Source organism: Streptomyces sp. NPDC020884 (assembly GCF_044333935.1).
Taxonomy (GTDB): Bacteria; Actinomycetota; Actinomycetes; order Streptomycetales; family Streptomycetaceae; genus Streptomyces.
On the sequence record NZ_JBIRRY010000002.1, the window covers coordinates 871,722 to 885,860 of the forward strand.

Sequence of the window (14,139 nt, forward strand, 5' to 3'; positions counted from 1 at the left end):
GCCATGGTGGTTTGGTTCGTGTGGGCGCCCGGGGCACTGTCGCCGCGGGGCCCCTCTTGCGCTAGGCGTACTTGTGGCGTTGGGGTGTGGGGGGGCCCGGGCGGGGCCCGCCCCTCTCCTCACGTCCTTCGTGCGCCCTGTGCTCCTGGTGCGGTCAGGCCCTCACTGCCCGAACAGTCCGTTGCCACCGGGCCGCTCGCCCGGCTGGCCGTCGTCCTCGCCGGGCTGCGGCGGTATCTCCGGGCTCGTGGGGGGCTGGGAGACGGGCGGGCTGCTGCTGGACGGAGGCGGCGTCGAGGACGGGGTGTCGCTGGGCGTCTCGCTCGGCGTCTCGGAGGGCGTGTCGGACGGGGTCGGCTTCTCGGACGGGGTCGGCTCCTCGGACGGCGTGTCGGAAGGCGTCGGCGGTGCGGGCACCTCGCCGCGCTCCACGTCCTCCAGATCGAAGGTCCGGTCGGAGCCGCCGCCCAGTGCGCCGAGCGTGTAGTCGGCCCAGATCCTGGCCGGGAAGCCGCCGCCGTTGGCGCGGCCGGAGTTGGCCGTACCGGTCAGGGAGACCTGCTTGCGGCCGCCGTCGCCCTCGCCGAAGAGGGCCACGACCGTGGTCAGTTCCGGGGTGTATCCGGCGAACCAGGCCGACTTGTTGTCCTCGGAGGTGCCGGTCTTGCCCGCCGCGTCGTAGGCGGAGGTGTTCGCCGCGCTGCCGGAGCCGACGTCGACGACCCCGGTGAGCGCCTTGGTCACGGTGTCGGCCGAGGCGCGGCTGATGACCTGTTCCCGCTTGGGCTTCTCCGCGTTCACCGAACGGTCGCGGTGCTCGGCGGACTGGACGATGTGCGGGGTGACCCGCTGACCGTGGTTGTCGAGTGTGGCGTAGGCGCCCGCCATGTCCCAGGTCGAGGCGTTCATGGTGCCGAGCGAGACGGCGGGGCGCTCGGGGAAGTTCTTGTCGGGCACGCCGAGGGCGAGCGCGGTCTCCTTGACGGCGGCGGGGGTCACGTCGACGATCATCTGCGCGAAGACGGAGTTGACCGAGCTGTTCATCGCCTTCTGGACGGAGATCGGCCCGTAGTCCCGGCCGTCCTCGTTCTGCGGGTTGAACGGGGTGTCGCTGCCGACGACGGGCCGCTTGCTCGTGCCGTCATAGACGGTGTTGAGCCCGATCAGGCTGCCGTCCTGGGTCTTCGACTCGTTCTCCAGGGCCGAGGCGAGCACCAGCGGCTTGAAGGTGGAGGCGGGCTGGTAGTCCTGGCGGGTGGCGTTGCTCGTGTAGTGCTTGACGTAGTCCTCGCCGCCGTAGAGGGCCACGACCTTGCCGGTCTTCGGGTCGACGGAAGTGGCGCCGGCCTGGACCGTGGCGTCGATCTTGTTGCCCTCGCGGTCGAGCTTGGACTCCAGCTGGTCGTCCACCGACTTCTCCAGCGCGTTCTGGCGCTTCTTGTCGATGGTGAGCGTGAACGTCCAGCCGCCGGCCTCGCGGTCCTCGGCGGAGACGCCCTGCTTCTCCAGCTCCTTGTTGGCCGCCTCGACGAGGTAGCCGGTCTGGCCCTCCATGCCCTGGGCGGGCTTGGGCTTCTGCGGGTAGGGGAACTTCAGGCCGGTCCTCTCGGACTCGGTCAGCCAGTCCATCTCCACCATGTTGCGCAGGGTGTAGGCCCAGCGCTCCTTGACCAGGCGCTTGCCGGTGTCGGTGGCGGAGTTCCAGTCGTACTGGCTGGGGGCCTGGAGGAGGGAGGCGAGGTAGGCGCCCTGGGAGACGTTCAGGTCCTTGGCGTCGACGCCGTAGTACGCCTGGGCGGCCGCCTGGATGCCGCTGGCACCGCGCCCGTAGTAGGCGGTGTTGATGTACCCGGCGAGGATCGTCTCCTTGGACTCCTGCTGGTCGACCTTGAGCGAGATCACCAGTTCCTTGAGCTTGCGGCTCACGGTGGGGTCCTGCGTCAGATAGAAGTTCTTCACGTACTGCTGGGTGATGGTCGAGCCACCCTGCTTGCCCTTGCCGCTGAGGGTGTTGAACAGACCGCGCGTGGTGCCCTTGAGGTCGACGCCCTGGTCCTTGTAGAAGGTCTTGTTCTCCGCGGCGACGAAGGCGTGCTGGACGTTCTTCGGCACCTCGGCCAGGTCGACGATCTGGCGGTTGACGCCGTTGTTGGACCGCGCGAGGACCGTGCCGTCGCTGTACTTGTAGACGTTGCTCTGCCGCTCGGCCATGGCGTTGGCGGCGGGGACGTCGACGTACAGGTAGAGCGCGCCGAAGGCGCCCATGCCCAGCAGGACGATTCCGAAGAACGTGCCCAGCAGCTTCTTCCACGTGAAGAGTCTGCGTATGCCGCCACTCTTCGGGGCCCGGCGTGACTCCCGCGCCTGGGCTCGTCGCGCATCCGCTCGACCCATTGCTGTGTTGCTCCCGCTTCTCTGCTCGACCGGCTCGCTCGGTTTCCTCAGTTCGCTCAGACCTGCCAGCTAACACCGTAGGCAGGGACAAAAGACAAGCGATCCGGTCTTTTACGGACGTGACAATCAGCACCTGTTCCCTAGGAACCGACTCCCCAGGGGTGGACAAGGTTGCGACAACCGATAATGTGTAATCACATTGATAGCGTGGTGCGAGACCGCGCGGAACGGGGGATCCCATGACCGGACAGCACGACGACCACCGTCCGGACGCCACCGCGGACGGCCTGCCGGTCGACGCGCCCGACATGCCCGCACCCCAGGTCAGGGAGGTCACCGCACACTCCATCCCGGGCGGCCTCGGACTGCTCCTGACCGTGGTCGGGGTGTTCGCGGGGGTCGGCCTCGCCATCACCGGCGGGGTGATCGGGACCGGCGGCAACAACGCGGTCGGGATCCCGCTCCTCATCCTCGGGGTGCTCCTCACCATCACCTCCTTCTTCTGCATGAGCGGTGTGAAGATGGTCGCTCCGGGCGAGGCCCGGGTGATCCAGCTCTTCGGCCGGTACGTCGGCACCATCCGCGCGGACGGGCTCCGCTGGATCAACCCGCTGACCTCCAGCCGCAAGATCTCCACCCGCGTCCGCAACCACGAGACCGCGGTGCTCAAGGTCAACGACGCCTACGGCAACCCGATCGAGCTGGCCTCGATCGTCGTGTGGAAGGTGGAGGACACCGCCCAGGCGCTCTTCGAGGTCGACGACTTCCTGGAGTTCGTCGCCACCCAGACCGAGGCGGCCGTGCGGCACATCGCCATCGAGTACCCGTACGACGCCCACGAGGAGGACGGCCTCTCGCTGCGCGGCAACGCGGAGGAGATCACCGAGAAGCTGGCCGTCGAGCTGACCGCCCGGGTGAAGGCCGCGGGCGTCCTGATCATCGAGTCGCGCTTCAGCCACCTCGCGTACGCCCCCGAGATCGCCTCCGCCATGCTCCAGCGCCAGCAGGCCGGCGCGGTCGTCGCGGCCCGTCAGCAGATCGTGGAGGGGGCGGTGGGCATGGTCGAGATGGCCCTGGCCCGGATCGCCGAGCAGGACATCGTGGAGCTGGACTCCGAGCGGAAGGCGGCCATGGTCAGCAATCTGATGGTGGTGCTGTGCGGTGACCGCGCGGCCCAGCCGGTCCTCAACACGGGCTCCCTCTACCAGTGACCGACCGGACGCCTCCCCGGCGGACACCGGGAGCCCGCTCGCAGCAGCGCAAGCAGATGCTGCTGCGGCTGGACCCCGCGGTGCACGACGCGCTCGCCCGCTGGGCCTCCGACGAGCTGCGCAGCGCCAACGCGCAGATCGAGTTCCTGCTGCGGCGGGCGCTCGCGGAGGCGGGCCGGCTGCCGGGGGCGGCGCGGCCGATCGCCCGCCGGGGGCGGCCGCCGAAACAGCCGCCGGAGGCGCCGGAGCCCCCGCCCGCACCCGACACCCCGGACGCTTCCTAGAAGGCCGTGCGACACCGCGCCCCCGCCCCCCACCTGGGTCGGGGGCCCTTTTCGGACGCGTATACACAGCAGGTATACACCCCGTGTACAGTGCTCCTCATGTCTATCGGCCACACCCTCCTCGGGCTCCTGGAGTCCGGCCCCCGGCACGGCTACGACCTGAAGCGGACCTTCGACGAGAAGTTCGGCCAGGACCGCCCGCTGCACTACGGCCAGGTCTACTCGACGATGTCCCGGCTCCTGAAGAACGGACTCGTCGAGGTCGACGGCGTCGAGAGCGAAGGAGGCCCCGAGCGCAAGCGGTACGCCATCACCGACGCCGGGATCTCCGATGTCTCGCAGTGGCTGGCGCAGCCCGAGAAGCCGGAGCCCTACCTCCAGTCGACGCTCTACACCAAGGTCGTCCTCGCGCTCCTGACCGATCGCAGCGCGGCCGACCTGCTGGACTCCCAGCGCTCGGCGCACCTGCGGATGATGCGCGTCCTCACCGACCGCAAGCGCACGGGCGACCTCGCCGACCAGCTGATCTGCGACCACGCCCTGTTCCATCTGGAAGCCGATCTGCGCTGGCTGGAACTGACCGCCGCCCGTCTCGACCAGCTCGCCAAGGTGGTGGCTCCGTGATTCCCGAAGGCTCCCTGCTCGCCGCGCACGATCTGCGCAAGACCTACGGTGCGACGCCCGCCCTGGACGGCGCCTCCTTCTCCGTGCACCCCGGCGAGGTCGTCGCCGTGATGGGCCCGTCCGGCTCCGGCAAGTCGACCCTGCTGCACTGCCTGGCCGGGATCATCACCCCCGACTCCGGCACCATCACCTACGCGGGCCGCGAGCTGTCCGCGCTGTCGGACGCCGAGCGCAGCGCCCTGCGGCGCAGTGACTTCGGCTTCGTCTTCCAGTTCGGCCAGCTCGTCCCGGAGCTGACCTGTGTGGAGAACGTCGCCCTGCCGCTGCGGCTGAACGGGGTCCGGCGCAAGGCCGCCGAGCGCGCCGCCCTGGAGTGGATGGAGCGCCTGGAGGTCGACGACCTCGGGGCCAAGCGCCCCGGCGAGGTCTCCGGCGGGCAGGGCCAGCGGGTCGCCGTGGCCCGAGCGCTGGCGGCCTCACCGAAGGTGATCTTCGCGGACGAGCCGACCGGCGCGCTGGACTCCCTCAACGGCGAGCGGGTGATGGCGCTGCTCACCGAGGCCGCCCGCTCCGCCAACGTCGCCGTCGTCCTGGTGACCCACGAGGCCCGGGTCGCCGCCTACTCCGACCGCGACATCACCGTGCGCGACGGCCGGACCCGCGACATGGAGCACGCCGCATGACCCTGCTCCACGAGAAGCGGACCGCCGCGCCGCCGCGCCCGGCGCCGCCCGCACGGGGCGCGGTGACCCTCCGCGATCTCGGCCTCGGCATCCGGTTCGCCGCCGCCGGGGGCCGCGAGGGCTGGATCCGTACGCTGCTGACCGCCGTCGGCGTCGGCCTCGGCGTCGCCCTGCTGCTGCTCGCCTCCTCCGTGCCGCATCTGATCGACGAACAGAACACCCGCGAACAGGCCCGCAGCGAGACCCGGATCTCCGACTCGCCCGACGCGAACGCCCCGAGGACGGACAGCTCGGTGGTGCGGATCAACGCCGCCTCCGAGTACCGGGACCGGACCGTCGCGGGGTATCTGATGCGCCCGGACGGTTCGACCCCCGTCCTGCCGCCGGGAGTCGACCGCTTCCCGGAGGCGGACAGCATGGTGGTCTCCCCCGCCCTGCGGGAGCTGCTCGGCACCCCGGGCAACGAGCTGCTGCGCGAACGGCTGCCGTACGGGATCACCGGCACGATCGGGGACGCCGGGCTGCGCTCCCCCGGTGAACTCCTCTACTACGCGGGCAGCGACACCCTGACGCCCGCCAAGGGCGGCCACCGGATCGCCGGGTACGGGGACTCCCGCCAGGGTGACGCGCTGCCGCCGCTGCTGATCGTGCTCGTCGTCATGGTCTGCGTCGTGCTGCTGGCGCCGGTCGCGATCTTCATCGCCACGGCCGTGCGCTTCGGCGGTGACCGCCGCGACCGCCGGCTGGCCGCGCTGCGTCTGGTCGGCGCGGACATCCGGATGACCCGGCGGATCGCCGCCGGGGAGGCCCTGTTCGGAGCGGTGCTCGGTCTGCTGATCGGCCTCGCGTTCTTCCTGGGGGGCCGGGAGCTCATCGGCTCGGTGGAGATCTGGGACGTCAGCGCGTTCCCCGCCGACCTGGTCCCCGCTCCCCCGCTGGCGCTGCTGATCGCCCTGGCGGTGCCGCTCACCGCCGTGCTGGTCACGCTGGTCGCGATGCGGTCCGTGGTGATCGAGCCGCTCGGCGTCGTACGCCAGGGGCGTGCGCGCGGCCGCCGGCTCTGGTGGCGCCTGCTGATGCCGGTGGCCGGTCTGGCGGTGCTCGCCACGACGGGCCGCACCAACGGGTACGAGCCGGTGAACCCGTTCGCCATAGCCTCCGGCGCCGTGCTGACGCTGGTCGGTCTCGCGCTGCTGCTGCCCTGGCTGGTCGAGGCCTGTGTGAACCGGCTGCGCGGCGGCCCGGTGCCCTGGCAGCTCGCCACCCGCAGGCTCCAGTTGAGCAGCGGGGCGGCGTCCCGCGCGGTCAGCGGCGTGACGGTCGCGGTGGCCGGCGCGGTCGCTCTCCAGATGCTGTTCGCCGCGATGAACGCCGACTTCCACCGGGTGACGGGCCAGGACCCCTCGCGGGCCCAGTTCGCCGCGTACTCCCAGGACGTCACGGGCGAGGCGGCCACCTCCGCCATCGCGCGGTTCCGCGCCACCGAGGGCGTCGAGCTGGTCATCGGCTCGGTCGAGGCGTACGCGACCAGGCCCGGGAGGTACGCGGACGACGAGATCCAGCCCACCACCTCGCTGACCATCGGCACCTGCGCGACCCTGCGCGAGCTGGCCCGGATCGACGCCTGCGCGGACGGCGACGCCTTCGTCGTGCACCCCCCGGACGACAAGGGGCAGGCCGGCTGGGTGGACCAGACCGCCCGCAAGGGCAAGGTCGTCGAGATCGGCGAGGGCATGGGCGCGAAGGCGTACCGGTGGACGCTGCCCGCCGGCACCCCGACCGTGACCGGACGCGAGGACCCGATGGGCGAGGTCCACTACGGGATCATGGCGACCACCGGTGCGCTGGACGCGGGCAAGCTGCCCGGCGCCACGATCGTCGCGCAGATCCGGATCGACGACAGCGTGCCCGACGTCGCCGAGCACGTACGCAACACGGCCGTCGGGATCGATCCCGGGATGCGCTTCGTCGAGCTGAACCCGGTGGCGCGCGACCGGCAGTACGACAGCGTGCAGACCGGCCTCCGGGTCGGGGCGACCGCGGTGCTGCTGCTGATCGCCGCCTCGATGCTGGTCTCCCAGCTGGAGCAGTTGCGCGAGCGCAGGCGGCTGTTGTCGGTGCTGGTCGCCTTCGGCACCCGGCGCTCCACGCTCGGCTGGTCGGTGCTGTGGCAGACCGCCGTGCCGGTGGTGCTCGGCCTCGCGGTGGCGGTCGCGGGCGGCCTGGGGCTCGGCGGGACGCTCGCCTGGATGATCGGCAAGCCGGTCTCCGACTGGTGGCTGTTCTGGCCGCTGGTGGGAGCCGGGGGCGCGCTGATCGTGCTGGTGACCCTGCTGTCGCTGCCGCCGCTGTGGCGGATGATGCGCCCGGAGGGACTGCGCACCGAGTGATCTCCGCCCGGCCCGCGTGCGGCCGGGGCTCCCGTGGTCGGGAGCCCCGGCCGCACGGTCGCGTTCAGGCGCTCTCCGTCACCAGCCGCACCGGCAGCGGCCGCATCGCCTCGCGCAGGGCGGCGGCGAACTCCTCGAACTCGCCGCCCCGCGCCGACCCGGTCCGCATCGCCAGCGCCACCCGCCGGCTGGGCGCCGGATCCGCGAAGTACCCGGTGGTCAGCGCCTCGTTGCGGCCGGTCTCCACGGTCACCGCGGTCCGGGGCAGCAGCGTCACCCCGAGCCCGCCGGCGACCAGCTGGACCAGGGTGGAGAGCCCGGCGGCGGTCGTGGTCACCGGCGCCCCCTCGGTGCGGCCGGCCTCACGGCAGATGTCCAGGGCCTGGTCGCGCAGGCAGTGGCCCTCGTCCAGGAGCAGCAGCGGCAGTTCGCGCAGGGCTTCGCGGGGGATGTCACAGCGGCCGCCGAGCCAGTGGTCCTGCTCCATGACCAGGACGAAGTCCTCGTCGAACAGCGGGAGTTCGGCCACCCCGGGGACCCCGAGCGGCACGGCGAGGAGGAGCAGGTCCAGCCGCCCGGCGGCCAGCCCCTCCAGCAGCGAAGAGGTCTGCTCCTCGTGGACCTGGAGGTCGAGGTCCACGTAGCGCTCATGGACCAGCCCGAGCACGGTGGGCAGCAGATACGGGGCCACGGTCGGGATCACGCCGAGCCGGAGGACTCCGGTGAACGGGGCCCGGACCGCCTCCGCCTCCTCCATCAGCGCGGCGACGGCCTCCAGCACCGCCCCGGCCCGCACCGCGAGCCGCTCCCCCGCGGGGGAGAGCAGCACCTTGCGCGTCGTACGCTCGATGAGCTGGACACCCAGTGCCTCCTCCAGGGTGGACACCGCACCGGAGAGTGCGGGCTGACTCATCCCGATTGCTGCCGCTGCGTCCCTGAAGTGCAGATGCTCCGCCACGGCCGCGAAGGCGCGCAGCTGCGAAAGACTGGGCTGCTTGGTGTGCTGCTTGGGGCGTATGCCCTGATTCCCCTGGGCCACTGATAGGCACCTCCGATCACCTCGACCGAGTGTAGCTATTTCTGTGATCAATGCACTCTGTGCCAAGGTGGAACCCGTCCAACCCTCAGGAACGCCCCCAAAAAGGGAATTCCAGACGTTGCAAGGAGAGCGCGTGCTCACTGTCGGTGACAAGTTCCCCCAGTTCGACCTGACTGCTTGTGTTTCGCTGGAGAGCGGCAAGGAGTTCGAGCAGATCGACCACAAGACCTACGAGGGCAAGTGGAAGATCGTCTTCGCCTGGCCGAAGGACTTCACCTTCGTGTGCCCCACCGAGATCGCCGCCTTCGGCAAGCTGAACGAGGAGTTCGCCGACCGGGACGCCCAGGTCCTCGGCTTCTCCGGTGACTCCGAGTTCGTGCACCACGCCTGGCGCAAGGACCACCCGGACCTGACCGACCTGCCGTTCCCGATGCTGGCCGACTCGAAGCACGAGCTCATGCGCGACCTCGGCATCGAGGGCGAGGACGGCTTCGCCCAGCGCGCCGTCTTCATCGTCGACCAGAACAACGAGATCCAGTTCACGATGGTGACCGCCGGTTCCGTGGGCCGTAACCCCAAGGAGGTCCTGCGGGTCCTCGACGCCCTGCAGACCGACGAGCTGTGCCCGTGCAACTGGACCAAGGGCGAGAACACCCTCGACCCGGTCGCGCTCCTCTCGGGCGAATGAGCTGATTCGGACATGGCTCTCGACGAACTGAAGTCCGCCCTGCCGGACTTCGCCAAGGACCTGAAGCTGAACCTCGGTTCGGTCATCGGCAACAGCGACCTCCCGCAGCAGCAGCTGTGGGGCACCGTGCTGGCCTGCGCCATCGCTTCGCGCTCGCCCAAGGTGCTGCGCGAGCTGGAGCCCGAGGCGAAGGCCAACCTCTCCGCCGAGGCGTACACCGCGGCCAAGTCGGCTGCCGCGGTCATGGCGATGAACAACGTCTTCTACCGGACCCGGCACCTGCTGTCGGACCCGGAGTACGGCACGCTCCGCGCGGGCCTGCGGATGAACGTCATCGGCAACCCCGGCGTGGAGAAGGTCGACTTCGAGCTGTGGTCGCTGGCCGTCTCCGCGATCAACGGCTGCGGCCAGTGCCTGGACTCCCACGAGCAGGTGCTGCGCAAGGCCGGCGTGGACCGTGAGACCATTCAGGAAGCCGTCAAGGTCGCTTCGGTGATCCAGGCGGTCGGTGTGACCCTCGACGCCGAGGCCGTACTCGCCGAGTAGTGACACCGCACCACCCCTGATACGAGAAGGGCCCCGAGGACGACCGACCGTCCCCGGGGCCCTTCTTCTCGTTCCGGTCCGTTCCGCTATTCCTTCGGCGGCGGGCTCTCCTGCGCGCCTTCGCCCGGGGAGTCCTCCGGGCCCGGGGGCGCGGCCGCCGGCGCGGCGTGCGCCGGGGTCATCGACAGGGCGGTGGCCCCGTGGTGTCCGCCGCGCTCGCCCGGGGATCCCGGATCGCCGTGCGAGCGCAGATAGCCGACCACCGTGTTGATCACGGCGACCAGCGGCACGGCGACCACCGCGCCGCCGATGCCCGCGACCAGACCGCCCGTCGCGACCGACAGGACCACCGCGAGCGGATGGACCCGGACCGCGCGGCCGAGGATGAACGGCTGCAGGATGTGCCCCTCGATCTGCTGGACCGCCAGGACCACCACCAGCGCCCACAGCGCGGTCCACACCCCCTCGGTGACCAGGGCGACGACCACCGCGAGCGCCCCGGAGACCACGGCGCCGACGAGCGGGATGAAGGCGAACAGGAAGATGAAGACGGCCAGCGGCACCGCGAGCGGCACGTTGAGGATGTAGAGACCGAAACCGATGAAGATCGCGTCGATGAGGGCGACCAGCACCGTGCCGCGCACATACGCGGTCAGGGTGCGCCAGGCGCGCGGTCCGGCGCCGGCGACCCCGGGACGGGCCGCGACGGGCACCAGCTTGAGCGACCACTCCCAGATGCGCCTGCCGTCGTAGAGCAGGAACAGCGTGGAGAACATCGCCAGCAGCAGCCCGGTGAGGAACTCCACCATCACGGTGACGCCCTGGAGCCCGGCGGAGGTGATCTCCTCGGTGTTGGTGCCGATGGTGTCGTTGAGGTTCTTGGCGATGTCGTTGATCTGCTGCTCGGTGACGTGGAAGGGGCTGTCGAGCAGCCAGCGCTTCAACTCGTCGATGCCGTCGCGGACCCGGTCGGAGAGCGTGTCGAGGTTCTCCATCACCTGCCACACCACGAACCAGCCGACCAGGCCGATGATGACGAACCCGAGCACGGCGGTCACGGCGGTGGCGAGCCCGTGCGGCAGCCCGAACCGCTTGAGGCGGACCACGGTCGGCTGGAGCATCGCGGTGACGAGCAGGGCTGCGGCGAAGGCCAGCACCACCAGCTGGACCGCGCTGATCACCCGCATCAGCACCCAGAGCGTCCCGGCGAGGACGAGGAGGCGCCAGCCGGCCTCGGCGGCGACCCGCATCCCCCACGGGATCGCCGCCACCGGATCGGGCTTGGCGGCGACCGAGGGGGCGTACGACGGCGGCGCGGGCACCTGCCCGGGGTCGTCGCCCTCGGGGTCCGCGGGGACCTTGCGCAGCACGACGGGTTCGTCCTCGGCGGCGGCGCGCGCCCGCCGCTCGTCCAGTCGCGCGCCCAGCTCCGTCAGTTCGGACCCGAAGCGGCCCAGCCAGCCCGGCAGTTTCGACATGCTCTCTTTCCTTCCCCCATCTTCGCCGCCCAGCGGCCCCTCGGCGCTTCTCCGCGCTCCCCGGGATCGCAGGATGCGACCGTACACGCGCGAGACCCCCCACCGTCTGGACGGTGAGGGGCCTCGTGAGGTTGAGCGGGCGGTCCGTGAACGTCCGCCCGCTCCCTCTAATACCAGTTGTTGGCCTGCCAGAAGGACCAGGCGCCGCACGGGCTGCCGTAACGGCCGTCCATGTAGCTGAGGCCCCACTTGATCTGGGTGGCCGGGTTGGTCTGCCAGTCGGCGCCGGCGGAGGACATCTTGTGACCCGGGAGGGCCTGCATGAGTCCGTACGCCCCGGAGGACGGGTTGGACGCGCGGTAGTTCCAGGTCGACTCGTGGTTCACGATGTTGCTGAAGCACTGGAACTGGTCCGCGGGGACCATCTGACGGGCCATCGCCTGGACGTCGGCCACGCTGTAGGAGCCCTGCGCGGAGAACGAGGACGCGTCGCGGACGGAAGAACGGCTGGCGCGCTCGGCGTCTTCCTTCTTCTTCTCCTCCGCCTTGCGCTCGGCCTCGACCCGGTCCTCGGCGGCCTGCTTCTTGGACTTGGCGTCCTTGGCAGCCTGGAGGCGGGCCGATTCCTCGGCCGACTTCTTCGCGGCGGCGTCGGCGGCGGATGCCTGGGCATCGGCCTGCTGCGTCAGCGAAGCGGTCTGGACCTGGGCCTGCTGGCCCGCGGGGATGTCTGCGAGCAGCGTGGTGTCGGCTGCGGCAGCCTCGAAGTTGTTGTCGTCGGCGGCAGGTGTGCCGCCCGCAGCAACGCCTACGACGGCGCCAACGGTGGTGACCGCGGTGGCAGATGCCACGGCGAACCCCCGGACCGAGATCCGGCTCACATGGTGTCCTTCCAGCATCGCCCGCTTAGGTGACCTCGCGGGCGCGTTCGTGCCCCTGACGCTGGCCTCCCTACTGCGTGGGTCACGGGAGGCACGGGCCCGTTGGGCAACCCCGGTGAGGAGGCTGCCGCGTGGTACTCGCGGGCGGCATACGGGCGTCTCGTGTTGAGTTGTGTGGTGCGTGGCGCCTCTGGAGGTGCCCAAGTGCCGTATGCGGGGCCTGACGGAAGCAAGACTCTGCCGGACGGGGACGCCAGGAGGCAATTCTGTGTTGCGTGGGAAAGGTCACACCCCGTTTGGGCCCCTGGTTTTGCGGAAATGACGGCGCAGCACGATGCCGCCCGGCTAAGCTCCTTGACTCGCCGGGCGGCATCAATGGGGCATGCGTGTCAGATGTGGCCTTCCTCCAGCATTTCGGTCACCAGCGCGGCGATCGGTGAACGCTCGGACCGCGTGAGCGTGACGTGGGCGAACAGCGGATGGCCCTTCAGTTTCTCGACGACGGCGACGACTCCGTCGTACCGGCCGACCCGGAGGTTGTCCCGCTGGGCCACGTCGTGGGTGAGCACGACACGCGAATTCGCCCCGATTCGGGACAACACGGTCAGCAGGACATTCCGTTCGAGCGACTGCGCCTCGTCGACGATCACGAACGCGTCGTGCAGCGAGCGGCCGCGGATGTGGGTGAGCGGCAGGACCTCCAGCATCCCGCGCCCGAGCACCTCCTCGATGACCTCGCGCCCCGCGACCGCCGAGAGCGTGTCGAAGACCGCCTGCGCCCAGGGGCTCATCTTCTCGGCCTCGCTGCCGGGGAGATAGCCGAGCTCCTGCCCGCCCACCGCGTACAGCGGACGGAAGACCATCACCTTTTTGTGCTGCTGCCGCTCCAGCACCGCCTCCAGGCCCGCGCAGAGGGCCAGCGCCGACTTGCCGGTGCCCGCGCGGCCGCCCAGCGACAGGATGCCGACGTCGGCGTCCAGGAGGAGATCGAGGGCGATCCGCTGCTCGGCGCTGCGCCCGTGGATGCCGAAGGCCTCCCGGTCGCCGCGCACGAGCCGCACATTGCCCTCGGCCGTCACCCGGCCGAGCGCCTTGCCGCGCTCGGACTGGAGGACCAGACCGGTGTGCACGGGCAGCTCGGCGGCCTCGGGGACGTACAGCGTCTCCTCGCTGAACAGCAGGTCGATCTGTTCCGCGGCGAGGGACAGTTCGCTCATGCCGGTCCAGCCGGAGTCCGTGATGGCGAGCTCCGCGCGGTACTCCTCGGCGAGGAGGCCGACGGAGGACGCCTTGATACGGAGCGGCAGATCCTTGGAGACGACCGTGACGTCGTACCCCTCGGCCTGGAGATTGCGTGCGACCGCGAGGATCCGTGAGTCGTTGTCCCCCAACCGGTAGCCGGCGGGCAGGACGCCGGGATCGGAGTGGTTGAGTTCGACACGGAGCGTCCCGCCCAGATCCCCGAGGGGGATCGGGGCGTCCAGTCGGCCGTACCGGACCCGGAAGTCGTCCAGCAGGCGCAGGGCCTGCCGGGCGAAGTACCCGAGCTCGGGATGGTGCCGTTTGGCCTCCAGCTCCGTGACCACCACGATCGGCAGCACGACTTCGTGCTCGTCGAAGCGGGCCATGGCGCCTGGGTCGGCCAGCAGGACGCTGGTGTCGAGAACGTAGGTGCGCCTGTCGGGCATGCGGCGCTTAGTACTGGTCACCACGGAAGGACGTACCCCCTCGGACGAGGTCGGGGAGTGCGACAGACGGTCGCGGAGCTTCCCGAAGGGAGAGGACGGACCGGGATCGGGCCCTGTGCGCGGGCCGGACCACGGCCTCCGCGTCGGCCGCACGCTGTGTACGGTCCTTCGTGTGCAAAGGGCCTCCCGGGCGAGCGGGCTGGGTGCCGCTCACTTGGATGCGACATCCGCCT

The 14,139-nt window shown here is 70.6% G+C and carries 12 protein-coding genes; 7 read left to right on the forward strand and 5 right to left on the reverse strand.

Annotated features, from left to right (window positions below):
* Window positions 1-162: 162 nt before the first annotated feature.
* Window positions 163-2,394, reverse strand: a complete 2,232-nt coding sequence (locus ACH4UK_RS10560; protein WP_398355628.1) for a transglycosylase domain-containing protein — start codon at window positions 2,392-2,394, stop codon at window positions 163-165.
* Window positions 2,395-2,633: 239 nt separating this feature from the next.
* Here ACH4UK_RS10560 and ACH4UK_RS10565 point away from each other — a divergent pair, with 239 nt between their 5' ends.
* The 5 genes from ACH4UK_RS10565 (at window position 2,634) to ACH4UK_RS10585 (ending at window position 7,586) form a co-directional block, all read left to right on the forward strand.
* Complete coding sequence (locus ACH4UK_RS10565; RefSeq protein WP_398355629.1) at window positions 2,634-3,605, forward strand: SPFH domain-containing protein; 972 nt, start codon at window positions 2,634-2,636, stop codon at window positions 3,603-3,605.
* A complete protein-coding gene (locus ACH4UK_RS10570; protein ID WP_398355630.1) occupies window positions 3,602-3,889 on the forward strand; it encodes a hypothetical protein in 288 nt (95 codons plus the stop codon). The genes ACH4UK_RS10565 and ACH4UK_RS10570 overlap by 4 nt, the downstream gene beginning before the upstream one ends.
* 99 nt (window positions 3,890-3,988) lie before the next feature.
* Window positions 3,989-4,513 (forward strand): PadR family transcriptional regulator, encoded by a 525-nt coding sequence (locus ACH4UK_RS10575; RefSeq protein ID WP_398355631.1) that lies wholly within the window; start codon window positions 3,989-3,991, stop codon window positions 4,511-4,513.
* On the forward strand, window positions 4,510-5,196 hold the full coding sequence (locus tag ACH4UK_RS10580) for an ABC transporter ATP-binding protein (protein ID WP_398355632.1): 687 nt from the start codon (window positions 4,510-4,512) through the stop codon (window positions 5,194-5,196). The genes ACH4UK_RS10575 and ACH4UK_RS10580 overlap by 4 nt, the downstream gene beginning before the upstream one ends.
* Window positions 5,193-7,586, forward strand: a complete 2,394-nt coding sequence (locus ACH4UK_RS10585; RefSeq protein WP_398355633.1) for an FtsX-like permease family protein — start codon at window positions 5,193-5,195, stop codon at window positions 7,584-7,586. Before ACH4UK_RS10580 ends, ACH4UK_RS10585 begins: the two co-directional genes overlap by 4 nt.
* A gap of 64 nt (window positions 7,587-7,650) precedes the next feature.
* Here ACH4UK_RS10585 and ACH4UK_RS10590 read toward each other — a convergent pair whose 3' ends face one another.
* Window positions 7,651-8,625 carry a LysR substrate-binding domain-containing protein gene (locus tag ACH4UK_RS10590; protein ID WP_398355634.1) on the reverse strand — a complete coding sequence of 325 codons (975 nt, stop codon included), beginning with the start codon at window positions 8,623-8,625 and terminating at the stop codon, window positions 7,651-7,653.
* Between the two features lie 133 nt (window positions 8,626-8,758).
* On the opposite strand from ACH4UK_RS10590, the gene ACH4UK_RS10595 reads away from it, so the two are divergent.
* Window positions 8,759-9,313 carry a peroxiredoxin gene (locus tag ACH4UK_RS10595; RefSeq protein WP_398355635.1) on the forward strand — a complete coding sequence of 185 codons (555 nt, stop codon included), beginning with the start codon at window positions 8,759-8,761 and terminating at the stop codon, window positions 9,311-9,313.
* A gap of 12 nt (window positions 9,314-9,325) precedes the next feature.
* Window positions 9,326-9,859 (forward strand): alkyl hydroperoxide reductase, encoded by a 534-nt coding sequence (locus tag ACH4UK_RS10600; protein ID WP_392947423.1) that lies wholly within the window; start codon window positions 9,326-9,328, stop codon window positions 9,857-9,859.
* Between the two features lie 86 nt (window positions 9,860-9,945).
* On the opposite strand, the gene ACH4UK_RS10605 is transcribed toward ACH4UK_RS10600, so the two are convergent.
* From ACH4UK_RS10605 to ACH4UK_RS10615, 3 genes are all read right to left on the reverse strand, one after another.
* Window positions 9,946-11,337: an AI-2E family transporter gene (locus ACH4UK_RS10605; RefSeq protein WP_398355636.1), complete on the reverse strand. Its 1,392-nt coding sequence runs from the start codon at window positions 11,335-11,337 to the stop codon at window positions 9,946-9,948.
* Between the two features lie 167 nt (window positions 11,338-11,504).
* Window positions 11,505-12,218: a transglycosylase SLT domain-containing protein gene (locus tag ACH4UK_RS10610; protein ID WP_398355637.1), complete on the reverse strand. Its 714-nt coding sequence runs from the start codon at window positions 12,216-12,218 to the stop codon at window positions 11,505-11,507.
* Between the two features lie 389 nt (window positions 12,219-12,607).
* Complete coding sequence (locus tag ACH4UK_RS10615; protein ID WP_398355638.1) at window positions 12,608-13,930, reverse strand: PhoH family protein; 1,323 nt, start codon at window positions 13,928-13,930, stop codon at window positions 12,608-12,610.
* Window positions 13,931-14,139: the final 209 nt, after the last annotated feature.